Source organism: Stutzerimonas stutzeri, assembly GCF_018138085.1.
GTDB classification, from domain to species: domain Bacteria; phylum Pseudomonadota; class Gammaproteobacteria; order Pseudomonadales; family Pseudomonadaceae; genus Stutzerimonas; species Stutzerimonas stutzeri_AI.
In genome coordinates, this window is sequence record NZ_CP073105.1 from 3,547,561 (window position 1) to 3,568,819 (window position 21,259).

Here is a 21,259-nt window from a genome sequence, read left to right on the forward strand (position 1 = left end):
CCAGACCCATTAGAAGGAGCAGTACATGAGCCTCGACCCGCAAGCCTTTCTACGCGACCTGTTCTGCGCCGCCATCGACGCCGCCCATCCGCGCCAGGTACTGGCCGACCATCTGCCCGCCGACCGTAGCGGCCGCGCCATCGTCATCGGCGCCGGCAAGGCGGCCGCGGCCATGGCCGAAGCCATCGAAGCGGCCTGGGAGGGCGAGCTTTCCGGCCTGGTGGTGACGCGCTACGGTCATGGCGCCGATTGCCGCAAGATCGAGGTGGTCGAAGCCGCGCACCCCGTCCCTGACGACGCAGGCGAGCGAGTTGCCCGCCGAGTGCTGGAGATGGTCAGCAACCTTGAGGAAAGCGACCGGGTGATCTTCCTGCTCTCCGGCGGCGGCTCGTCCTTGCTGGCGCTGCCGGCCGAAGGCATCAGCCTTGCCGACAAACAGGCGATCAACAAGGCGCTGCTGCGCTCCGGTGCCCACATCGGCGAGATGAACTGCGTGCGCAAGCACCTCTCGGCGATCAAGGGCGGTCGCCTGGCCAAGGCCTGCTGGCCGGCCAGCGTCTACACCTACGCGATTTCCGATGTGCCCGGCGATGAAGCCACAGTGATCGCCTCTGGCCCGACCGTGGCCGACCCGACCACCTCGGCCGAGGCGCTGGCGATTCTGGCGCGCTACGACATCGAGATCCCTGAGAACGTCCGCGCCTGGCTGGAAGATCCCCGCTCGGAAACCGTCAAGCCGAACGATCCCTGCCTGTCCCGCAGCCATTTCCAACTGATCGCCAAACCGCAGCAGTCCCTCGATGCCGCAGCCGAGAAAGCGCGAGCCGCCGGCATTACGCCGCTGATTCTCGGTGATCTGGAAGGCGAGTCGCGGGAAGTGGCCAAGGTGCACGGCGGCATCGCACGTCAGGTGGTCCTGCACGGCCAGCCGATCACCCCGCCCTGCGTGATCCTCTCCGGCGGTGAAACCACGGTGACGGTGCGCGGCAACGGCCGTGGCGGCCGCAATGCCGAGTTCCTCCTGAGCCTCACGGAGAACCTGCAAGGCCTGCCCAACGTCTATGCGCTGGCCGGCGACACCGACGGCATCGACGGTTCGGAAGACAATGCCGGCGCCCTGATGACGCCAGACAGTTATGCACGCGCCGAAGCCCTCGGGCTCAGCGCGGCGGACGAGCTGGCCAACAACAATGGCTACGGCTATTTCCAGGCGCTCGACGCCCTGCTGATGACCGGCCCGACGCGCACCAACGTCAACGACTTCCGCGCGATCCTGATTCTGCCGCCGTCCCGCTAGGGGCGGCGCGACGCGCGTCTGCTGCACGCGCCTGTTACACGCGTCTGTTACACGCGTCTGTTACACGCGTCTGCTACGCACGTTTCATAAAAACAACTGCCGATAGAGCCTGCCATGACACCCGACAAGAAGGTCAAGATCCTCGCCACCCTGGGCCCTGCCACCCGCAGCATCGATGATGTACGCGAACTGGTGGAGAACGGCGTCAACCTGTTCCGCCTCAACTTCAGCCATGGCGAGCACGCCGATCATGCCGAGCGCTTTGGCTGGATTCGCGAAGTGGAGCGCCAGCTGAACCAGCCGATCGGCATCCTCATGGATCTGCAAGGGCCGAAGCTGCGTGTCGGTCGCTTTGCCGAAGGCAAGGTGCAGCTGACCCGCGGCCAGACCCTGCGCCTCGACCTCGACCCGACACCAGGCGATGCCACACGGGTCAACCTGCCGCACCCGGAGATCATCGACGCGCTTCAGCCGGGCATGAGCCTGCTGGTGGACGACGGTCGCCTGCGTCTGACGGTGATCGCCAAGCACGCCGACGCCATCGATACGCGGGTGGTGGCCGGTGGCGAGCTGTCCGATCGCAAGGGCGTCAACGTGCCCGAAGCGGTGCTCGAATTGAGCCCCCTGACCGAGAAGGACCGCCGCGACCTGGCCTTCGGGCTGGAGCTGGGTGTCGACTGGGTGGCGCTGTCGTTCGTCCAGCGCCCGCAGGACATTCACGAAGCCCGCGAGCTGATCGGCGGCCGCGCCTTCCTCATGGCCAAGATCGAAAAGCCGTCGGCCGTGCAGCATCTGCGGGAAATCGCTCGTTTGAGCGATGCAATCATGGTGGCGCGCGGAGACCTGGGCGTCGAGGTACCCGCCGAGAACGTTCCGCGCATCCAGAAAAACATCGTTCGCACCTGCCGCCAGCTGGGGCGGCCGGTGGTGGTGGCCACGCAGATGCTCGAGTCGATGCGCTTCTCCCCGGCCCCGACCCGCGCCGAGGTCACAGACGTCGCCAATGCCGTAGCCGAGGGGGCCGATGCGGTGATGCTCTCGGCGGAAACCGCGTCAGGCGACTATCCGCTGGAGGCGGTCAGCATGATGAGCAAGATCATCCGTCAGGTGGAAAGCGGTCCGGAGTTCCAGGCCCAGCTGGACGTTCATCGCCCGAATGCCGAAGCGACACTGCCCGACGCCATCAGCTGCGCCATTCGCCGTATCAGCAGCATCCTTCCGGTCGCGGCGCTGGTGAACTACACCGAATCGGGTCGATCCAGCCTGCGTGCCTCTCGTGAGCGGCCGAGCTCGCCGATTCTCAGCCTGACGCCCAACGTGGCGACGGCGCGCAAGCTGACCGTGGCCTGGGGCGTGTATTCGGTGATCGACGCGCCGATGCACGACATGGAGCAGGTCTGCCTGAACGCGCTCGACCTGGCGCGGGCCCAGGGCATGGCAGGCACCGGGGACACCGTGGTGATCACGGCCGGTGTGCCTCTGGGGCAACCCGGCACGACCAACTCGTTGCGTATCGAGACACTTAACTGACCGTACCCTCGCCTGTATCCATCGATGCAGGCGAGGCCGACTTCCCCCGCCCTCGCCAGACCCAGCCCATGCGACATCCCCACCTGCGGTATTCAGCACAGGCTGCGCTCAACGGAGTCAGCCAGATCTTTCTGCAGGCGAACCCGATCTGCGGGTTGCTGATCGTGGCGACCATCGCCCTGTATGCTCCTGCACTGCTGGTTGGCGCCCTCCTCGGCCTGCTCAGCGGCACCGTCACCGCGTGGCGACTGGGCTATGCGCGCCAGGATATCGAGGCCGGACTTTACGGTTACAACGCAACGCTGCTGGGCTTGCTGATCACGCTCGTGCTGGGCACCGGGGCATCGGCGCTGCTGCTGGTGGTGCTGAGCGGCGCGCTGTCGAGCCTGTTGCAACGACACCTGTTGCGGCTGATGCGTGAGTATGGCGGCCCTGCGGTATTTACCCTGGCCTTCGTACTGCTTGGCTGGCTGGCGCTGGCCCTGGCCGGGGTGCTCGACACGGTTGCGGATGCTCGGCTACCCGACCCGGCGGTAGACGGCTGGGGAGCACTCGGCGCAATGGCCAGCGGCATGGGCCAGGTCATGTTTCTCGGAGCGCCGGAGGCGGGGCTGGGCCTGCTGACGGCGATACTGGTGGCCGACCGACGCGCCGGGTTGTGGGCGCTCTGCGGTTCAGGCGTGGGCGTCTATTGTTCGCTGCTGATGGGGCTCAGCACGCCACAGGCCTTGGCCGGCCTCAATGGTTACAACCCGGCTTTAGCGGCATTGGCGCTGAGCCAGGTACACCGCTCGGCGCTGGCGCCCGCGCTGGGAATCGCACTGGCGATCGCCTGCCGGTTGGCCTTCGATCGGCTGGGTCTTGCACCATTGACCATGCCGTTCATCCTGGCCTGCTGGGCCGTGGCACTGGGCACGCGTCTGGCCCAGTGCCGCTTCGGCGTGCGGCACGCCTGACTCAGCCCTTGGTCGCGCGTGGATCCTGGTCCCGCGGGTAGGTGCGCTCTTCCTCGATCTGGCCATCGAGCGTGTGGATCTTCACCGAGGCGGTGCGCAGCTTCATGTAGTCGCGGGTCTCGTTGATGATGTCCTCTTTGGTAGAAGCTTCGAGCAGTGCCCGCTTGTCTCCTTCCTCGCGCAATACCCAGCGATCGCCGTCGTGGGTGATGTGGTAGTTGTCCATGTAGCCCTCCCTCTGGTCATCGATAGTCAGAGCTATAGAACACGGGCCGGCGCAGCGGTTCGATCGATCGTTCCGGCGGAGCAGCATGGTTCTGCTTACCGCGCAGGGTTCTTTCGACCCTGATCAGCAGGGTCGTCTGCACCCTACCCCGTCCCGACGCCCTTGATTTCGGTCAATTCCAGGCTGGAACGGTTATTGAAAGGCTTCAGGTGACCTGTCCGCGACGCGCGAGCAAACGCGCTGTTCAATAGAGGCAGGCCTCCCAGTCAATTGGAGCCTATCCATGCTTTGTGCCGAACAACGTGCCCTGATCAAAGCCACCGTACCGCTGCTGGAAACCGGTGGTGAAGCCCTCACCCAACACTTCTATCGGTTGATGCTGGCCGAGCATCCCGAGGTACGCCCGCTCTTCAACCAGGCTCACCAGGCCAGCGGCGACCAGCCCCGTGCCCTGGCCAACGGCGTGTTGATGTATGCCAAGCACATCGACCGCCTCGACCAACTGGGCGGGCTGGTCTCCCAGATCGTCAACAAGCATGTGGCACTGCAGGTGTTGCCCGAGCACTACCCCATCGTCGGTGACTGCTTGCTGCGCGCCATCCGCGAGGTGCTCGGTGACGAAATTGCCACCGACGAGGTGATCGCAGCCTGGGCCGCCGCCTATGGCCAGCTCGCCGACATTCTCATCGGCACCGAGGAGCAGCTGTACAGCGCCACGGCAGAAGCGCCGGGCGGCTGGCGCGGCGCACGGCCGTTCCGAATCGCACGCAAGGTCATCGAGAGCGCAGAGATCACCTCGTTCTATCTGGAACCGGAAGACGGCGGTGAGGTGGTCGCGCACAAGCCGGGCCAGTACATCGGCCTGCGCCTGCGCATCGACGGCGAGGAGATTCGCCGCAACTATTCGCTGTCCTCGGCCAGCAACGGTCGTGGCTACCGGATCAGCGTCAAGCGCGAGCCAGGCGGTGTCGCCTCCAGCGCACTGCACCGCATGGACGTGGGCGAGCGCCTCGAACTGTTCGCCCCAGCCGGCGAATTCACGCTGCAACCCGGCGACAAGCCGCTGGTGCTGATCAGCGGCGGCGTCGGCATCACGCCGACGTTGGCGATGCTCGAAGACGCGCTGAAAACCGAGCGGCCGATTCATTTCATCCACTGCGCACGCAACGCCGACGCCCATGCGTTCCGCCAGATGGTCGATACGCTGGCCGAGCGACATGGCCAGCTCAAGCGCTTCTACTGCTATGACGAACACCGCGGGGACGAGCCGCAACCGGACGCCGTCGGCCTGATCACAGAGGAGCGGCTGGATGCATGGCTGCCGGCAGACCGCGACCTGGATGCCTACTTCCTCGGCCCCAAGCCGTTCATGGCGGCGATTCGCCGGCAGTTGCGCGCCCTCGGCGTGCCGGAGCAGCAGGCCCGCTACGAATTCTTCGGCCCGGCTTCGGCGCTGGAGTGAGCCCCGGTGGGCCGGCTCCACGTCGGCCCACCATCCCACCTGATGAGGTGATCCTATGCTTGCACATCCACGTGATCCGCATCGCCTGCTGGCCGTCGCCAGCCTGACCATGGCCCTCGGCATCGTGCTGTTGCTGTTCGGCGTTGCTGGCGCCTATGTCTTCGACCGGCACTTGAGCCTCGGCGCGGTGGTCGCCTGCCACGCACTGGTGATTCTCGGCCCTACGGCACTCAAGATCGGCTACGTGATGCGCCTGCTCGCCCAGCGCCAGCTCACACTGAGCGCCTGAGTTCGCCACTACAACTTCCATAGTTGCGGGCAACTGCCGTTTCGCTGCGCTTTCATAACGCCATTACTTCATTGGGCGACACGAACCATTCGTCTGCCGCTTGTTCGCTTCTGGAAACTCCTGAGACACAACCGAACTCTGAAATCTTGAAGGCTGATGAAGTTGTTTCAGTCCCGCAGAAAGTCTCTATCCATCGAGGAGAAAAAGACATGGCAAACAAGAATCCGGGCAACTTTGCCAACGATCGCGAAAAGGCGTCCGAGGCTGGTAAGAAGGGTGGCCACAACAGCGGCGGCAACTTCGCCAACGACCGCGAGAAGGCTTCCGAAGCTGGCCGCAAAGGCGGACAGAACAGTCACGGCGGTGGACGTAACAGCAACAGCTGATATGTCTCTTATAAAAAAGGCAAAGGTTTAAAAGCCTTTGCCTTTTTTATTGCCGTTTCTTTCTCGGCTAGTTTTCTCGCAACCTCCACCGCGACAATAAGCCGGCGCCGTAAGTGAGGCGATATTTATTATCGAGGCCTATATCCGCACGATGAATAAACTACGAGAAGAGCAACGAGCATGAACGATAGCGATAAGCAGAAAACGCCGATCAATCCCGGCGACGAAGCGGCGCCAGGCACACCCGGCACTGGCGAGAATGTCTGCCCGGTGTGTAACGGTAGCGGGCGCATCGACACAGAGGAATGCCAAAACTGCGGCGGTACCGGTAAGGTGATCGAAGGCATCGGCGGCGCCTGAAGCCGTCATGGAATCGGGAGCACCTCATGGGCGTCAGCGCGTTTACCAACCGGATCATCCAGAGCTTGATGGATACCGACTACTACAAGCTGACGATGATGCAGGCGGTGCTGCATCACTACCCGAACGCGGAGGTCGAATGGGCCTTTCGCAGCCGCTCCGAGGAGGATCTGTCGCCCTACCTCGACGCCATCCGCGAGCAGATGGAGGCGCTGGCAGAGCTCCGGTTCGAGCCGGCGGAACTGGCGTTTCTGGAAAACATCCCCTACATGCAGCCGGACTTCATCCGGTTTCTCGGCCTGTTTCGCTTCGACCCGCGCTATGTGCGCGTGGAGCTCGAGGCCGGGGAACTGGTGGTCTATCTGCGCGGCCCCTGGTTGCATGTGATCCTGTTCGAGGTACCGCTGCTGGCGATCATCAGCGAGGTGCGCAATCGCGTCCGCTATCCTCACGTGACGCTGGAGCAGGCCGAAGCACGTCTTGACGAAAAACTCGAGTGGCTGAGAACCGAGGCCAGCGAACAGGAGCTAGCGGGCTTCAACCTCGCCGACTTCGGGACCCGCAGGCGCTTCTCGTTTGCCGTGCAGGCCCAGGTCGTCGAGCGGCTTAAAACCAGTTTTCCCGGCAACTTCGTCGGCACCAGCAATCTTCATCTGGCGCACAAACTGAAACTCAAGCCCATGGGCACCATGGCGCACGAGTGGATTATGGCTCATCAGCAACTGGGCCCGAGGCTGATCGACAGCCAGAGCGCCGCGCTCGACTGCTGGGCCCGTGAATACCGGGGCGCGCTGGGCATCGCCATCACCGATTGCATCACCATGGACGCCTTCACCGCCGACTTCGATCTGTACCTGGCCAAGTTGTTCGACGGTTTGCGCCACGACTCGGGCGACCCGATCGAATGGGCGGAGAAGGCGATTGTCCATTACCGTCGGCTGGGGATCGATCCGATGACCCGGCAGCTGGTCTTCTCCGATGGCCTGGATTTCCCCAAGGCCCTGGGCATCTATCGGGCGCTGGCCGGGCGCAGCAATACCAGCTACGGCATCGGTACTCAGCTGACTTGCGACATTCCCGGCGTCGAGCCCACCAACATGGTGATCAAGATGACCAGCTGCAACGGCCAGCCGGTGGCCAAGATCTCAGACTCGCCGGGCAAAACCATGTGCCGGGACGAGGCGTTCGTGGCCTATCTCAAGCACGTGTTCTCGGTAACGCACTAGGGCGCACTCAGGCCGATGGAAGGCCGGCGCCGGGCATCTCCATCTCGTCCGACGCGAAGCACAGACGGTTGCGACCGGCGGCCTTGGCCAGATACATCCGCCTGTCGGCGATGTCGAGCAGCTCCTGGGCGCTCTCGGCGAAGTCGACGCAGCGTTCCGCCAGACCAATGCTGGCGGTCAGGCTGCTGCCGTCCGGGCGCAGCCCCAAACCACTGCGCACCATGCGATCCAAGGCCAGGCGCGCCTGCTCCAGGTCCGTATCGGGCATGATCACGACGAACTCCTCGCCGCCCCAGCGCAGCAGCGTGTCGGTGCTGCGCAGGCTGGCGAACATGTTCTGCGTGCATTCGCGCAGGGCCCGGTCGCCGGCGTCGTGGCCGTAGGTATCGTTTATCGCCTTGAAGTGATCCAGGTCGATGAAGGCGACGGCGAGCCCCGTATCGTGTCGACGTGCCGTATCCCACTGCAGCTTGAGAATCTCCTGACCGCTACCCCGGGAAAAAACACCCGTGAGAGGGTCACGGATCGCCTGGCGAACCAGCGCGATCATGAACGCCAACTGGCTGAGGCTTGCCAGCACCGCGACCCCGGCGATCAGCATCAGCAACCAGAAGCCGCCGGCGAACGATGGCCAGTTCAGCGTCGACCAGGAGAGATAGCCCGCCACCACCTGAGCCAACAGCAGGAGGCAGGCCATAACGGTGTTTTCCAGCAGCGTCAGTGGAAATATCGCCAGGCCGGCCATCAGCACGAAGGGCAGGAAGGCGTAGCCGGAAGCCACGGCAGCGGAAAAGGCTGTCAGCTGATAGTTGCCCAGCAGTGTGTGCGAGGCGATGTAGAAGGCTGTCGGGATCGCGAACAGCAGCGCAAGGGCGCGGTACGCATCGAACAGGTTGCCGCTGGGGCGATAGAACAGCAGCAGGCATGCAAAGGCGGCGCAGGCGAGCAGGCGAAACGTTGCCAGCCCGAGCCAGAGCGGATAGCTGAAGGCCATCAGATCGATCACGCCCCATACCGGAGTCAGTATCGCGAACAGGAAGGCGAACAGCCTGACCCGATTGACGATCAAGGTCGCGCGGCGCTGGGTCAGTAGCAGCGGATGCCGATGCGGAGTGGCCAGTTTCACCCACTCTTTGGGCCGCAACTCGCTGGGCAGCAGGATGGCCAGGCGGCTCGACAGCAGGTCGATCAAGGACGGCATTTCTCTATTCACCATGAGCAATGGACGGGCGCGCCACGCCCGGGTGTCAGTCGGCAGCGGATGATATCACCATGACATCAACCCGAAACATTGCGCTCCCCCTCCGGTCGTCGCCATCCGGTGGCGAGCACAGGCCCATCAAGTCGGCGGCTCTCGTGTTGCATCAACGTCACGGCACTCTCCAGCGTTACGGCCGAAACGGCCAAGCCACGAGTCGGCAACCGGGAAAATTTTGTAACAAGACACCAAGTCGCACGGATACGGGCCGTCACTCATCCGTTCGAGCGACAAACCGCCAGGCCGACAAATGGCGCTTAAGAGCGCTTATGCCAGTGCCCCCTGGCAGCTAGCGTAGATGTACCGGAGCCTTGACTCCGGAAGCCAAGAACAACAATAAGGAGAAGCTTGTGCAGAGCGTTCTAAAGCCCCTTGCTCTGGCGGTGCTACTGGCGGCCGTACCGGTTGCGGCAGACGCGGCGACCAGCCCGTACAGTCAGTTCGTGACCTTCGGTGACTCGCTGAGCGACGCCGGAAACTTTCCCGACATGGGCAGTCCGCTGCTTGCCACCGGTAGCCTGCTGGATGGCAATCCCACCGGCGGCCTGCGCTTTACCAACCGCACCGGCCCAAACTACGCCGCTGATAACAGCGAGTACTTCGGCCAGGTTGTTACCCAGATACTCGCCAACCGCCTGGGCTTGCAATCGCTCCCCTCCACACCCTTGCTACCCGGCGCCCTGACCGGGAACCCGGACGGCACCAACTATGCGGTCGGGGGTTACCGTTCGGATCAGATTCTCAAATCGCTGACCGAGACCTCGACCGTCACGGCTCCCGGTGGCGCGACACGCAGCCGTCTGGGCTATCTGGTGGAGAACCCCCAGGTCGACCCGGACGGTTTGTACTACCTCAACGGCGGGGCCAACGACATCTTCCAGCTCGTCAACGGGACTGCTCCCCTACCGATCACCATGGCGCAATCCGCCGCCAACATGGTTGAGGCTGTGGGAGTGCTGCAGGCCGCAGGCGCTCGCTACATCGTGATTTCCGACCTGCCAAATGTCGGCGACACGCCGCTGGGCAACAGCATGCCCGGCTTCGGTGCGTACCTGAACGGTCTGAGCGACTCCTTCAACGCCGAACTTGCCGCGGGCCTTCAGGCGCAGGGCGGCAACTACGTGTTGCTGAACAATCGCCTGCTGCTGTCGGAAGTTCGCGCCGACCTCGCCCGCTTCGGCTTCGACCCGACGATCGACCAGGCGACCGTATGCTTCAGCGGTGACGGCTGCGTGAGCGACCCCACCTACGGTTTGACCAGCCTCGTGGGCAACACCAATACCAACGCCGATCCGAACCGCTTGCTGTTCAACGATGCGGTGCATCCGACCACTGCGGTTCACCAGATCAGCGCCGACTACGTCTACTCGATTCTCGCCGCCCCGGCAGAGATTTCGCGGTTGCCGGAGATGGGCCGCTCGGCTTTGCGCAGCCACCTGCAGATGCTCGACAACGAGCTGGAGGCGCAGCGCGGTCGCTGGCAGCCGGTCGGTCGCTGGCGCACCTTCGTGCAGGGTGGCTACGACCGCCCCGAATACGATGGTTTCGGCGGCGGCGATGGCGACAGCCCAACGCTGGCAATCGGCGCAACCAACAGGGTCAGCGAATCCTGGTTGGCGGGGCTCAGCCTGGGCCTGGCGCAGAACTCCCTGAGCCTGGGCGAAGGCGATTCGGACTACGACATGCGCAGCTATCTGGCCAGCGCGTTCGCCAGCTTCCAGCAGGACCGCCTTTTCGCCGACTTCAGCGTCAGCGCCGGTTACCTCGACTACGACTCGCTGGATCGCACCTTCGCGCTGGGCGTCACGGAGCGCTCGGAGAAAGGCAGCACCGAAGGCACGCTCTGGGGCGTATCGGCCAAGTCCGGCTTCAACCTGATGCAGATCGGCGACCCGTTGCAGTTCGGCCCGTTCATCGGTGCCAGCTACCAGAAGGTCGAGGTGGACGGCTACAGCGAGAAAGGCGCCAGCTCGACGGCGCTGAGTTTCGAGGATCAAGAGCTGGAGTCGCTGCGCCTGTCGGTCGGCGTGTTCGGCAACTATGCGCTGACCGATCGCACTCGCCTGTTTGCCAATGTGGCCCGCGAGGTCGAGCGCAAGGACGATGAACGCGAAGACCTGCGGATGTCACTCAACAGCGTGGCGAACAACACCTTTGCGCTGCCCGGTGCCGCCCCCACTGGCGACCAAACCCGGTTCAGCGTGGGAGTCGCCCATCATTTGACGCCCGGGCTGAGCCTGCGCGCCAACTACAACTACCAGGGCAACGATAACCGCAACCAGGGAGTCGGCGTTTCCCTCGCCCTGGATCTGTAATTCCGACGCTCCTCGTTTGGCTGTTTTGCCAAGCCGCTGCACGCACTGTGCAGCGGCTTTTTTATTTGCCGCGTAACGCGTTAGCGCTGGTCGAGCTGCTGCTGCAGATTGGCGACCTGGCCCTGCAGCGAATTGATGGTGCGCGTCACCTGGGCGCGGAACGAATCGAACTCCGCCGTCTTGACGCCCGGGGCCGCTGCCGGAGCCGATGGCCGGTTGTCCAGCTCGCTACGCAGCACCAGCAGATCCTGTTCGAGTCGGCTGACCGCCTGGCTGGCGTCTCCTCGCTGTTTCAATGCGGCGATATCCTTGCTCAACCCATCGACCCGAGCCGACAGTTTGCTCATTTCGTCCGCGGCCCCTTTCAGGCCGGCCACCGACGACTTGAGCGCTGCCTGCTCATCGTTGAGGTTCTTGACCGTCTCGGCGAGCGTCGCGGTACTGGCCTGATGCTCGCGCAGGTCGGTGGCGACACGCCCGACACGGATGCCCTGTTCATCGAGGCGTTTGTCCTGATTGCCCTGCCTGCCGAGCAGGCTCTGTTGCTCGGTGGCCATCGCGCGCTGCTGCTCGACCAGGTCCAGCGCCTGCTTCTCCAACTGCTTGATGCGCAGCTTCAACGCCTCACCTTCGGTGGTCACGTTGGACTCAGTCGCTACGATCTTGCCGGAGATATCCTGCAGCCGACCGGTGGCGTCCTCGCTGATACGGGCAAAACTTTCCTGGGTCGCGACCAGCTGGGCCTCGAGCCGGGAAACCTGTTGCTGGCTCCACCAGCCCAGCGCACCCAGCGCGCAAAACAGCGCCACAATCATGATCCACAGCGGCGCGGTACCCGCCGCGCGGCGCTTCTGCCGTGAACGAGGGCCATTCGGCTCACGATCCGCAGGCCGCTGGATCGGCTCGAGCTCAGGCGCAGGATAGGGATCGCGGTCACGACCAGCAGTCAGGCTCGGTACGTGGTCCAGTTCGTCGTGGGCATCGTTGCGCATGGGGTACCTTTGGCGGCGCGAGGCGAAAAACAGCGCGCAGTATAACGATTCAGCAGCACCACTTCAGCGGCATCGACCGGCGAGGCTGCACCTCGAACAGGCGTGGAAGCCCTTCAGCGGCTCAAGACCGTGCAAACCCTGAGCGACAAACGGTGCAACCGTGGTTAGGACGTGCCGTTACGGCAGGCCCTTCTCGGGTACGAATGCAGGCAAACCGGCGCTTTAGCGACACCTCGCATGGCCGCGGCGGCGAACCCGAAAGAGTGGTACGGCTATTGCTCTACACAACAGGCCAGCGGACAGCATTTTCCGACAGGGATGTCGGGCCAGGAACGGGAACACGAAGCGATGGGGAGAGCGAATCATGGAGATCAACAAGGCGGTGCTTGATTGCATGCAGCATCTGCGGCGCCGACTGCGCGACGAACAGCAGCTCGACATTCGCTTGAGCCAGCCCGATGCGGTCCAGGCAATGCTGATGGCCTGTCTCCGTTCGAACAATGAAACGACTCGCGACCTCGGCAAGCAGCTGGCCACCTATAGCGACCTACCCACCCCAACCGCGACCAAGCCACCAGCATCCGAACATCACGACAGGCATGTGCCCTCGGTCCGTATCTATCGCGGCCAGCGTGTCATGAGCTAGGGCCCTGCGCGGCGATCAGCCAGCGCCCCACCGATCTTGTCAGTTGGCGAGTGAGTTCGGCGAGTAGCTCGCCACCGTTGCGCCAGTGATGCCAGTACAGCGGCACATCGATCGGCGGGCCTTGAAACACGTTAACCAGCGCCCCGCTGGCCAGCTCGGCCTCCACCTGCAACTCAGGCACCAAGCCCCATCCGAGATCGCTCTGCAGCAAGCGGACGAAGCCCTCCGAGGACGGGCACAGGTGATGGCTGAAGGCACCGTTCAGGCCCAGTGACGCCAGGAAGCGATGCTGCAGTTGGTCGTCCGGACCGAACACGATCGCCGGGGCGCGCAACAGGGCCTGCGCCGACGCTCCTGGCGCAAGATGGCGCGCAACGAACGCCGGGCTGGCCAAGGCGCGATAGCGCATGGCCCCGAGAAACAGACTGCGCGCGCCCGCCAGCGGACGCTCCACGGCACATACGCAGGCGGCCACCTCACCTGCCCGCATGCGCTTGAGGCCCACGTCCTGGTCCTCCACCAGATGATCGAGCACCACGGCATTGGCCGTGCAGAACGGCGCGACCGCCTGCGCCCACCAGGTCGACAGGCTGTCGGCATTCAGGGCGATACGTAAGCGTTCGGGTAACCGCCCCTCGTCCAGCTCCGGCACCTGGCCCTGTAGATCACGCTCCAGCAGGCGCACCTGCTGGACGTGGTTGAGCAGGCGCCGGCCAACCTCGGTCGGCTGCGGCGGAGTGGCACGCAACAGCACTGGTTGCCCGAGCCTCGCCTCGAGCAACTTGATGCGCTGGGATACCGCCGACTGCGACAAGCCCAGCGCCCGCGCGGCCCGATCGAACCCCGCCTGCTCAACCACCGCGGCTAAAGCGTTCAGCAGCTTGTAATCGAACATTAGATTTCCTTATGAGGCATAACGCGAATTCGTTTTTCTTATACGAAACAACCGCCGAGACTGCGAGCATTCATTCAACGGAACAGGCAAACACCGATGTGGCAGAGCTATGTGAACGGGCTGTTGGTCGCCGCGGGGCTGATCATCGCAATCGGCGCGCAGAATGCATTCGTCCTGGCGCAGAGCCTGCGCCGCGAACATCACCTGCCCGTTGCCGCCCTCTGCATTCTGTGCGACGTGGTACTGGTGAGTGCCGGGGTGTTCGGCCTCGCCGCGGTCCTCGCGGCGAACCCTCTGCTGCTGCAGATCACGCGTTGGGGCGGCGTGGCGTTTCTGCTGTTCTACGGTGTCGTCGCACTGCGTCGTGCGGCGCATCCGCAGGCGCTGCAAGAAGAGACACAGCGGGGCCCGCGCTCACTGCAGAGCGTTCTGCTCGCCGCACTGGCGGTGACCTTGCTCAACCCGCACGTCTATCTGGACACGGTTTTGCTGATCGGTTCGCTCGGCGCTCAGCAACCCGAACCCGGCGCCTACACCCTGGGCGCCGCCAGCGCTTCGACGCTCTGGTTCCTGATTCTCGCGCTCGGCGGGGCCTGGCTTGCGCCCTGGCTGGCGCGCCCGCTGACCTGGCGGCTGATCGACCTCGGCGTGGCAGCGATGATGTTCACCGTTGCGGCCCAACTGGTTTTCGTCGCCTGAGGAACGCCGCCGGGGATTCGCGGTCCACGCAAGGGGACTCAGTACCCGAGCCCGCACAAGCCTCGGTTGCCGGGGCCCTGGCCTCGGCTTTTCCCACACAGTTGCCGCGTGGTTTTGCCGTAGGCTGGGTGCTATGATCCTTGGTCCGCGGGCATGGAGTGGAACGCTTCAGCCCGCCACAACGGCCGCCCGTGAACGGCCGAAGAATGCGCATGCATGCAGCGCGAAGGGAAAGACAGGCGTAAACGGATGAGCATCGGTGCAGTAGTTTTCTCCGTTCCGCGAAGCGTTGGCCACCAGCGCAGACTGCCTCCTCCCGAGCCGCATCTATTCTCGACACCTGAGCAGGAGATACACCATGGCTTTCGAATTGCCGCCGCTTCCGTTTGAAAAGAACGCCCTCGAGCCGCACATTTCCGCCGAGACCTTCGAATATCACCATGGCAAGCATCACCAGGCCTACGTGACCAACCTGAACAACCTGATCCCGGGCACCGAGTTCGAAGGCAAGGATCTGGAAACCATCATCAAGACCTCGTCCGGTGGCATCTTCAACAACGCCGCCCAGGTCTGGAACCACACCTTCTTCTGGAACTGCATGGCACCGAATGCCGGCGGCCAACCGACTGGCGCCCTGGCCGATGCCATCAACGCCGCGTTCGGCTCCTTCGACAAGTTCAAGGAAGAATTCACCAAGACCGCCATCGGCACCTTCGGCTCGGGCTGGGCCTGGCTGGTGAAGAAATCCGACGGTAGCGTCGGCCTGGCCAGCACCATCGGTGCAGGCAACCCGATGACCGCTGGCGACAAGCCGCTGCTGACCTGCGATGTCTGGGAACACGCCTACTACATCGATTACCGCAACGCGCGCCCGAAATTCGTCGAAGCGTTCTGGAACATCGTTAACTGGGACTTCGTCGCGAAGAACTTCGCTGGCTGAGTTACAGGCCTGCTCACGGGACGGCTCGCCGGCCCGTAGCAAGCGAATCGAAAAAGCCCGCATCAGACGATGCGGGCTTTTTTTCGTCGGTTCACCCCGCCCGGCCTCGACCGACCGCCCCGTGCCGGTATGGCCGACTATGCTTGCGCAACCATTCCCGTCGGAGGCTTTGCCCCATGTCCAAAACAGTTCTGATCATCGGCGCGTCACGCGGCCTTGGCCTCGGCCTGGCCAAACAGGTTTCCAGTCAGGGATGGCAGGTCATCGCGACAGTGCGTGACCCACAGCGCGCGGATGCCCTGGCGTCCGTCGCCAACATGCGCATCGAGCAGCTCGATATAGACGATGCGGCCAACGTCGACGCCCTCGCCCAACAGCTATCCGGCACGTCGCTCGACGCGCTTTTCATCAATGCAGGCATTTCCGGTTCCCGCACACTCTCGGCCGACACGGCCACGCCCGGTGAGCTCAGCCAACTGTTCATGACCAACGCCGTCGCGCCGGTGCGTTTGGCCAAGCGGATGCTGCCTCTGGTCGATCCGCAGGCCGGCGTCATCACCTTCATGAGTTCGATCATGGGCAGCGTGGAAACCGGACCCGGCATGGGCATGCCGCTTTACGGCGCGAGCAAGGCGGCGCTCAACCACCTGACTCGAACCTTCGTCGCCGAACTCGGGGATGACACCGGGATTACCGTGCTGTCGATGCATCCGGGCTGGGTCAAGACCGACATGGGCGGAGCGGAAGCGCCACTGGATATCGAGACCAGTTGCGCCGGCATGGTCGAACAGGTTCGTCGCGCTGCCGGCCAGGGCGGCCATCGCTTCATCGACTACCAGGGCGAACAGTTGCCCTGGTGATGAGTTGGCCGTGGCAAGCCAGCCCTTGAATGAAAATGCGGGTGGCCGCCTCAGCTACCACCCGCACTCATATGGGCCCGGAGAATCCCGAACGGCTTACGCCTTGGGCAAGGTCACGCCACGCTGCCCCTGGTATTTCCCGCCACGATCACGGTATGAGGTTTCGCACTCTTCATCCGACTCGAGGAACAGCATCTGCGCCACCCCTTCGTTGGCGTAGATCTTCGCCGGCAGCGTAGTCGTGTTGGAGAACTCCAGCGTCACGTGGCCCTCCCACTCGGGCTCGAGCGGCGTCACGTTGACGATGATGCCGCAGCGGGCATAGGTGCTCTTGCCGAGACAGATGGTCAGGACATTGCGCGGAATACGGAAGTATTCGACGGTGCGCGCCAGGGCAAAGGAGTTCGGCGGGATGATGCAGACGTCGCTCTTGATGTCGACGAAGCTCTTCTCGTCGAAGTTCTTCGGATCGACCGTGGCCGAATTGATGTTGGTGAACACCTTGAATTCGTCAGCGCAGCGCACGTCGTAACCATAGCTGGACACGCCGTAAGAAATCAGGCGCTCATTGCCCTCGGTGCGCACCTGGCGCTCGACGTAAGGCTCGATCATGCCGTGCTCCTGGGCCATCCGGCGAATCCACTTGTCCGATTTGATGCTCATGGCGGGCGTCCTGATTTGGCTGGTAGGGTCAAAGAAAGGCATGCATCTTACCGAGCCCAAGGGGTGGGTTCAAAGCCCGCCACCTGGGACCGTGCGCCACGCCCATCGGGCGTTGGGAAGAAACTGAAAATAATGCTCGCATTGCTGCGGAAATGCGGTATCTTTCATTGGCTGCTGCTGCATGTGTCACCGTGAATCGCTACATGTTTAGATTTCGATCCGATCATTGCTACGACTCCTTTAACTCCTTGCACACAGTCACCGTTCGGGGTAGTTGCCCGTTCAATCACATCTACATTGTTCAAGGAGACATTCAAATGTCCAATCGCCAAACCGGTACCGTTAAGTGGTTCAACGATGAAAAAGGCTTCGGCTTCATCACTCCGCAATCCGGTGACGACCTCTTCGTACACTTCCGTGCCATCCAGGGCGACGGTTTCAAGAGCCTGAAAGAAGGCCAGCAAGTTTCCTTCGTCGCTACCCGCGGCCAGAAGGGCATGCAAGCTGAGGAAGTTCAGGTTATCTAACCTGAAGCTTCACTGCTGAAAAAGCCCCGCTTCGGCGGGGCTTTTTTATGCCTGTAGTTTTTGTAAGCACCGCTGGAGCAGACCTGACGCCTCGCAACGCCGCATGGATCGAGCAGGCGAACTCTCGTCGCACAGATTGAGAGCCCGGCCATCCCGGCCATTCCAGGTCGCCACCAGGTTGAAAAGATCCGCCTCTAGGAGCGAGCTTGCCCCGCGAATGCCCTAGCGCTTGCGAGCGGGCTCACTCCTACAGGGTTGCGTGGATGGCGCCGGACAATGCCACCTCGCGGGCTGCATCCAAGCGCCGCCAAGCAGCGATCAGTCGTCGGTCACCATGATGTTCGGCATCGACTGCGCCACGATTTGCCCGCTCTGGGAAATCCGCGCTCCGACGCTGCGCGCCATCTGCTGATAGATCATGGCAATCTGGCTTTCCGGATCGGCAATCGCGGTCGGCTTGCCGGCGTCGGCCTGGGTGCGGATCGCCATCGACAGCGGCAGGGATGCCAACAGCTCGACGTTGTACTGCGCCGCCAGCTTCTCGCCGCCGCCTTCGCCGAACAGGTGCTCGGCATGACCGCAATTCGAGCAGATGTGGATGGCCATGTTCTCCACCACACCCAGCACCGGAATGTTTACCTTGCGGAACATTTCGACGCCCTTCTTCGCGTCCAGCAGCGCCAGGTCCTGCGGCGTGGTGACGATCACGGCACCCACCACCGGCACCTTCTGCGCCAGGGTCAGCTGAATGTCACCGGTGCCCGGCGGCATATCCACGACGAGATAGTCGAGATCGTTCCACGCCGTCTGGGTGATCAGCTGTAACAGCGCGCCGGAAACCATCGGGCCGCGCCAGACCATCGGCGTCTTGTCGTCTGCCAGAAAGGCCATCGACATGATCTGCACGCCATGCGCCTCGAGCGGAATGAACGCCTTGCCGTCACGGATCTGCGGCCGTGTGCCTTCGGGAATGCCGAACATGATGCCCTGGCTCGGCCCGTAGATATCGGCATCCAGCACGCCGACACGCGCCCCTTCCCGCGCCAGCGCCAGCGCCAAGTTGGCCGCGGTGGTGGATTTGCCCACTCCGCCCTTGCCAGACGCGACGGCAATGATGTTCTTCACATTGCCCAGGGCTTCCACTTGGTCCTGCGCCTTGTGCGAGCGAATCACGCAGTCGACCTGCACGTCCGCGCGGGTCACGCCTTCGAGCCCTTCGATGGCCATGGCAAGCATCTGCGCCCAACCACTGCGGAACAGTCCTGCCGCGTAGCCCAGCTCGATCTGGACGCTGACCCGATCGCCCTCGACATCGATCGAACGCACGCAACCGGCACTCACCGGATCCTGGTTCAGGTTAGGGTCGGTGTACTGACGCAGTACGGCTTCGACAGCTTCGCGTGTGACGGTCATGACTACTCCCAAAGAAACCTAGTAAAACAGACGGGCATCTTACCTCGCGACACCGCCTGAGCTCATCAAGCGCGGCAATCAGGCGCGGCGCAGGCCATTCGACCCTCGCCGCCCGCGCCAGTGCGGATGAAAAAAAACCGCCGCACCTTTATAGTGGCCGACTCACTTCGCAACCTCGACTGCAGATTTCCCAATGTCCGAAGCCCGCCAGATCCTCGTTACCAGTGCCCTGCCCTACGCCAACGGTTCGATCCACCTTGGCCACATGCTCGAGTACATCCAGACGGACATGTGGGTGCGGTTCCAGAAGCTGCGCGGCAACCAGTGCATCTATGTCTGTGCGGACGACGCCCATGGCTCGGCCATCATGCTGCGCGCCGAAAAGGAAGGCATCACGCCCGAGCAGCTGATCGCCAACGTGCAAGCCGAACACAGCGCCGACTTCGCCGACTTTCTGGTGGACTTCGACAATTTCTATTCGACCCACTCGGAAGAAAACCGCGAGCTGTCCAGCCTGATCTATACCAAGCTGCGCGATGCCGGCCACATCGCCACTCGCTCGGTGACCCAGTATTTCGACCCCGAAAAAGGCATGTTCCTCGCCGACCGCTTCATCAAGGGCACCTGCCCGAAGTGCGCGGCCGAAGACCAGTACGGCGACAACTGCGAAAAGTGCGGCGCCACCTACGAGCCCACCGAGCTTAAGAACCCGCGCTCGGCCATCTCCGGCGCCACACCGGTGCTGCGCGACTCCAAGCACTTCTTCTTCAAATTGCCCGACTTCGAGGCGATGCTCAAAGAGTGGACCCGCAGCGGCAGCCTGCAGGACTCGGTAGCCAACAAGATCGCCGAGTGGCTCGACGGCGGCCTGCACGAGTGGGACATCTCCCGCGATGCGCCCTACTTCGGCTTCGAGATCCCCGATGAGCCCGGCAAGTACTTCTACGTCTGGCTGGACGCGCCCATCGGCTACATGGCCAGCTTCAAGAACCTTTGCGCCCGCCGCCCGGAACTGGACTTCGACGCTTTCTGGAATAAGGATTCCAGCGCCGAGCTGTATCACTTCATCGGCAAGGACATCATCAACTTCCATACCCTGTTCTGGCCCGCCATGCTCGAAGGCGCCGGCTTCCGCAAGCCCACTGCCGTCGCGGTGCATGGCTACCTGACGGTGAACGGGCAGAAGATGTCCAAGTCGCGCGGCACCTTCATCAAGGCGCGCACCTACCTCGAGCACCTGAACCCGGAATACCTGCGCTACTACTATGCCGCCAAGCTGGGTCGTGGCGTGGATGACCTGGACCTCAACCTCGAAGACTTCGTGCAGAAGGTCAATTCGGACCTGGTGGGCAAGGTCGTCAACATCGCCAGCCGCTGCGCCGGCTTCATCCACAAGGGCAACGGCGGCGTGATGGTCGATCCCAACGCCGCACCGGAACTGACCGACGCCTTCCAGACCGCCGCGCCGTCCATCGCCGAGGCCTACGAGAGCCGCGATTTCGCCCGCGCCATGCGCGAGATCATGGCCCTGGCCGACCGCGCCAATGCCTGGATCGCCGACAAGGCACCCTGGGCGCTCAACAAACAGGAAGGCATGCAGGATGAAGTCCAGGCGATCTGCGCCACCGGCATCAACCTGTTCCGCCAGCTAGTGATCTTCCTCAAGCCGGTGCTGCCCAACCTGGCCGCTGACGCCGAGCGCTTCCTCAATGTCGAGCCGCTGCGCTGGACTGACATAGGGACGCTGCTCACCAACCATCAGCTCAACGCCTTCACCCCGCTACTGACCCGTATCGAGCCTGCGAAAATCGAAGCCATGATCGAATCATCCAAGGAAGACCTCGCCTCCACCGAAACCGCCGCGCCTGCCCAAGGCAACGGCGAGCTGACCAAGGAGCCCATCGCCGCCGAAATCGCCTTCGACGCCTTTGCTGCGGTCGACCTGCGCATCGCGCTGATCGAGAAGTGCGAGTTCGTCGAAGGCGCCGACAAGCTGCTGCGCCTGACGCTGGACATCGGCGACGCCAAGCGCAACGTATTCTCCGGCATCAAGAGCGCCTACCCGGACCCGAGCAAGTTGGAAGGCCGTCTGACTCTCTACGTCGCCAACCTCGCCGCGCGCAAGATGAAGTTCGGCGTCTCCGAAGGCATGGTGCTGGCCGCAGGCCCTGGCGGTGAAGAGATCTACCTGCTCAGCCCGGACAGCGGCGCCAAGCCCGGTCAGCGCGTCAAGTAAGGATGCGACAGCAGGCGTCCAGCGCAATGCCGGGCGCCTGTTTCGAGGCAAAATAACCGCTCCACCGCATCACGCGCTGCCAC

21 protein-coding genes are annotated in these 21,259 nt (G+C 63.3%); 15 read left to right on the forward strand and 6 right to left on the reverse strand.

The features are described 5' to 3' along the window. Positions 1 to 25 precede the first annotated feature (25 nt). The 3 genes from KCX70_RS16310 (at position 26) to KCX70_RS16320 (ending at position 3,783) form a co-directional block, all read left to right on the forward strand. Positions 26 to 1,297, forward strand: coding sequence for a glycerate kinase type-2 family protein (locus KCX70_RS16310; protein WP_212618160.1), 1,272 nt, complete (start codon positions 26 to 28; stop codon positions 1,295 to 1,297). A 114-nt stretch (positions 1,298 to 1,411) separates the two neighbouring features. Further along, positions 1,412 to 2,827 (forward strand): pyruvate kinase, encoded by a 1,416-nt coding sequence (gene pyk, locus KCX70_RS16315; RefSeq protein ID WP_212618161.1) that lies wholly within the window; start codon positions 1,412 to 1,414, stop codon positions 2,825 to 2,827. A gap of 68 nt (positions 2,828 to 2,895) precedes the next feature. Beyond that, positions 2,896 to 3,783: an urea transporter gene (locus KCX70_RS16320; protein WP_212618162.1), complete on the forward strand. Its 888-nt coding sequence runs from the start codon at positions 2,896 to 2,898 to the stop codon at positions 3,781 to 3,783. Position 3,784: 1 nt separating this feature from the next. On the opposite strand, the gene KCX70_RS16325 is transcribed toward KCX70_RS16320, so the two are convergent. Beyond that, positions 3,785 to 4,009, reverse strand: a complete 225-nt coding sequence (locus KCX70_RS16325) for a DUF2188 domain-containing protein (RefSeq protein ID WP_021207366.1) — start codon at positions 4,007 to 4,009, stop codon at positions 3,785 to 3,787. A 283-nt stretch (positions 4,010 to 4,292) separates the two neighbouring features. Between KCX70_RS16325 and hmpA the strand changes: the two genes are divergently transcribed. The 5 genes from hmpA to pncB all read left to right on the forward strand — a co-directional run bounded on the left by hmpA (position 4,293) and on the right by pncB (position 7,732). Beyond that, positions 4,293 to 5,471, forward strand: coding sequence for an NO-inducible flavohemoprotein (gene hmpA, locus KCX70_RS16330; RefSeq protein ID WP_212618163.1), 1,179 nt, complete (start codon positions 4,293 to 4,295; stop codon positions 5,469 to 5,471). Positions 5,472 to 5,526: 55 nt separating this feature from the next. Continuing rightward, entirely contained in the window at positions 5,527 to 5,760 is a 234-nt protein-coding gene (locus tag KCX70_RS16335; protein WP_021207364.1) for a hypothetical protein, read from the forward strand. Positions 5,761 to 5,969: 209 nt separating this feature from the next. Continuing rightward, positions 5,970 to 6,146, forward strand: coding sequence for a general stress protein (locus KCX70_RS16340; protein WP_019342274.1), 177 nt, complete (start codon positions 5,970 to 5,972; stop codon positions 6,144 to 6,146). Positions 6,147 to 6,326: 180 nt separating this feature from the next. Further along, positions 6,327 to 6,506, forward strand: coding sequence for a hypothetical protein (locus KCX70_RS16345; RefSeq protein ID WP_021207363.1), 180 nt, complete (start codon positions 6,327 to 6,329; stop codon positions 6,504 to 6,506). A 26-nt stretch (positions 6,507 to 6,532) separates the two neighbouring features. Continuing rightward, positions 6,533 to 7,732, forward strand: a complete 1,200-nt coding sequence (gene pncB / locus KCX70_RS16350; RefSeq protein ID WP_212618164.1) for a nicotinate phosphoribosyltransferase — start codon at positions 6,533 to 6,535, stop codon at positions 7,730 to 7,732. 7 nt (positions 7,733 to 7,739) lie between these two features. Here pncB and KCX70_RS16355 read toward each other — a convergent pair whose 3' ends face one another. After that, complete coding sequence (locus KCX70_RS16355; protein ID WP_212618165.1) at positions 7,740 to 8,933, reverse strand: GGDEF domain-containing protein; 1,194 nt, start codon at positions 8,931 to 8,933, stop codon at positions 7,740 to 7,742. 407 nt (positions 8,934 to 9,340) lie between these two features. On the opposite strand from KCX70_RS16355, the gene KCX70_RS16360 reads away from it, so the two are divergent. Continuing rightward, positions 9,341 to 11,305, forward strand: coding sequence for an autotransporter outer membrane beta-barrel domain-containing protein (locus KCX70_RS16360; RefSeq protein WP_102853503.1), 1,965 nt, complete (start codon positions 9,341 to 9,343; stop codon positions 11,303 to 11,305). Positions 11,306 to 11,385: 80 nt separating this feature from the next. Here KCX70_RS16360 and KCX70_RS16365 read toward each other — a convergent pair whose 3' ends face one another. Beyond that, positions 11,386 to 12,297, reverse strand: coding sequence for an ATPase (locus tag KCX70_RS16365; protein WP_212618166.1), 912 nt, complete (start codon positions 12,295 to 12,297; stop codon positions 11,386 to 11,388). A 364-nt stretch (positions 12,298 to 12,661) separates the two neighbouring features. On the opposite strand from KCX70_RS16365, the gene KCX70_RS16370 reads away from it, so the two are divergent. Beyond that, positions 12,662 to 12,943 carry a hypothetical protein gene (locus KCX70_RS16370; RefSeq protein ID WP_212618167.1) on the forward strand — a complete coding sequence of 94 codons (282 nt, stop codon included), beginning with the start codon at positions 12,662 to 12,664 and terminating at the stop codon, positions 12,941 to 12,943. Here the strand turns inward: KCX70_RS16370 and KCX70_RS16375 are convergent. Further along, a complete protein-coding gene (locus KCX70_RS16375) occupies positions 12,933 to 13,838 on the reverse strand; it encodes a LysR family transcriptional regulator ArgP (protein WP_212618168.1) in 906 nt (301 codons plus the stop codon). The two genes, KCX70_RS16370 and KCX70_RS16375, sit on opposite strands and share 11 nt — an antisense overlap. A gap of 96 nt (positions 13,839 to 13,934) precedes the next feature. On the opposite strand from KCX70_RS16375, the gene KCX70_RS16380 reads away from it, so the two are divergent. The 3 genes from KCX70_RS16380 to KCX70_RS16390 all read left to right on the forward strand — a co-directional run bounded on the left by KCX70_RS16380 (position 13,935) and on the right by KCX70_RS16390 (position 16,337). Then, the gene (locus tag KCX70_RS16380; RefSeq protein WP_212618169.1) at positions 13,935 to 14,537 is read left to right on the forward strand and encodes a LysE/ArgO family amino acid transporter; all 603 of its coding nucleotides are present in this window, start codon (positions 13,935 to 13,937) and stop codon (positions 14,535 to 14,537) included. 358 nt (positions 14,538 to 14,895) lie between these two features. Continuing rightward, a complete protein-coding gene (locus KCX70_RS16385; protein ID WP_021207355.1) occupies positions 14,896 to 15,477 on the forward strand; it encodes a superoxide dismutase in 582 nt (193 codons plus the stop codon). A gap of 176 nt (positions 15,478 to 15,653) precedes the next feature. After that, entirely contained in the window at positions 15,654 to 16,337 is a 684-nt protein-coding gene (locus KCX70_RS16390) for an SDR family oxidoreductase (RefSeq protein WP_212618170.1), read from the forward strand. Between the two features lie 96 nt (positions 16,338 to 16,433). Here the strand turns inward: KCX70_RS16390 and dcd are convergent, their stop codons facing one another. Then, positions 16,434 to 17,000, reverse strand: coding sequence for a dCTP deaminase (gene dcd / locus KCX70_RS16395; RefSeq protein ID WP_021207353.1), 567 nt, complete (start codon positions 16,998 to 17,000; stop codon positions 16,434 to 16,436). Between the two features lie 317 nt (positions 17,001 to 17,317). Between dcd and KCX70_RS16400 the strand changes: the two genes are divergently transcribed. After that, on the forward strand, positions 17,318 to 17,527 hold the full coding sequence (locus KCX70_RS16400) for a cold-shock protein (RefSeq protein ID WP_003282211.1): 210 nt from the start codon (positions 17,318 to 17,320) through the stop codon (positions 17,525 to 17,527). 318 nt (positions 17,528 to 17,845) lie between these two features. Here KCX70_RS16400 and apbC read toward each other — a convergent pair whose 3' ends face one another. After that, positions 17,846 to 18,940 carry an iron-sulfur cluster carrier protein ApbC gene (gene apbC, locus KCX70_RS16405; protein ID WP_021207352.1) on the reverse strand — a complete coding sequence of 365 codons (1,095 nt, stop codon included), beginning with the start codon at positions 18,938 to 18,940 and terminating at the stop codon, positions 17,846 to 17,848. Positions 18,941 to 19,133: 193 nt separating this feature from the next. On the opposite strand from apbC, the gene metG reads away from it, so the two are divergent. Beyond that, positions 19,134 to 21,176 (forward strand): methionine--tRNA ligase, encoded by a 2,043-nt coding sequence (gene metG / locus KCX70_RS16410; protein ID WP_212618171.1) that lies wholly within the window; start codon positions 19,134 to 19,136, stop codon positions 21,174 to 21,176. The last annotated feature ends 83 nt before the right edge of the window (positions 21,177 to 21,259 follow it).

Coding starts and splice junctions, on each gene's coding strand:
- KCX70_RS16310 (WP_212618160.1), top strand. CDS start 26: ATGAGCCTCGACCCGCAAGCCTTTCTACGCGACCTGTTCTGCGCCGCC.
- pyk (WP_212618161.1), top strand. CDS start 1,412: ATGACACCCGACAAGAAGGTCAAGATCCTCGCCACCCTGGGCCCTGCC.
- KCX70_RS16320 (WP_212618162.1), top strand. CDS start 2,896: ATGCGACATCCCCACCTGCGGTATTCAGCACAGGCTGCGCTCAACGGA.
- KCX70_RS16325 (WP_021207366.1), bottom strand. CDS start 4,009: ATGGACAACTACCACATCACCCACGACGGCGATCGCTGGGTATTGCGC.
- hmpA (WP_212618163.1), top strand. CDS start 4,293: ATGCTTTGTGCCGAACAACGTGCCCTGATCAAAGCCACCGTACCGCTG.
- KCX70_RS16335 (WP_021207364.1), top strand. CDS start 5,527: ATGCTTGCACATCCACGTGATCCGCATCGCCTGCTGGCCGTCGCCAGC.
- KCX70_RS16340 (WP_019342274.1), top strand. CDS start 5,970: ATGGCAAACAAGAATCCGGGCAACTTTGCCAACGATCGCGAAAAGGCG.
- KCX70_RS16345 (WP_021207363.1), top strand. CDS start 6,327: ATGAACGATAGCGATAAGCAGAAAACGCCGATCAATCCCGGCGACGAA.
- pncB (WP_212618164.1), top strand. CDS start 6,533: ATGGGCGTCAGCGCGTTTACCAACCGGATCATCCAGAGCTTGATGGAT.
- KCX70_RS16355 (WP_212618165.1), bottom strand. CDS start 8,933: ATGCCGTCCTTGATCGACCTGCTGTCGAGCCGCCTGGCCATCCTGCTG.
- KCX70_RS16365 (WP_212618166.1), bottom strand. CDS start 12,297: ATGCGCAACGATGCCCACGACGAACTGGACCACGTACCGAGCCTGACT.
- KCX70_RS16370 (WP_212618167.1), top strand. CDS start 12,662: ATGGAGATCAACAAGGCGGTGCTTGATTGCATGCAGCATCTGCGGCGC.
- KCX70_RS16375 (WP_212618168.1), bottom strand. CDS start 13,838: ATGTTCGATTACAAGCTGCTGAACGCTTTAGCCGCGGTGGTTGAGCAG.
- KCX70_RS16380 (WP_212618169.1), top strand. CDS start 13,935: ATGTGGCAGAGCTATGTGAACGGGCTGTTGGTCGCCGCGGGGCTGATC.
- KCX70_RS16385 (WP_021207355.1), top strand. CDS start 14,896: ATGGCTTTCGAATTGCCGCCGCTTCCGTTTGAAAAGAACGCCCTCGAG.
- KCX70_RS16390 (WP_212618170.1), top strand. CDS start 15,654: ATGTCCAAAACAGTTCTGATCATCGGCGCGTCACGCGGCCTTGGCCTC.
- dcd (WP_021207353.1), bottom strand. CDS start 17,000: ATGAGCATCAAATCGGACAAGTGGATTCGCCGGATGGCCCAGGAGCAC.
- KCX70_RS16400 (WP_003282211.1), top strand. CDS start 17,318: ATGTCCAATCGCCAAACCGGTACCGTTAAGTGGTTCAACGATGAAAAA.
- apbC (WP_021207352.1), bottom strand. CDS start 18,940: ATGACCGTCACACGCGAAGCTGTCGAAGCCGTACTGCGTCAGTACACC.
- metG (WP_212618171.1), top strand. CDS start 19,134: ATGTCCGAAGCCCGCCAGATCCTCGTTACCAGTGCCCTGCCCTACGCC.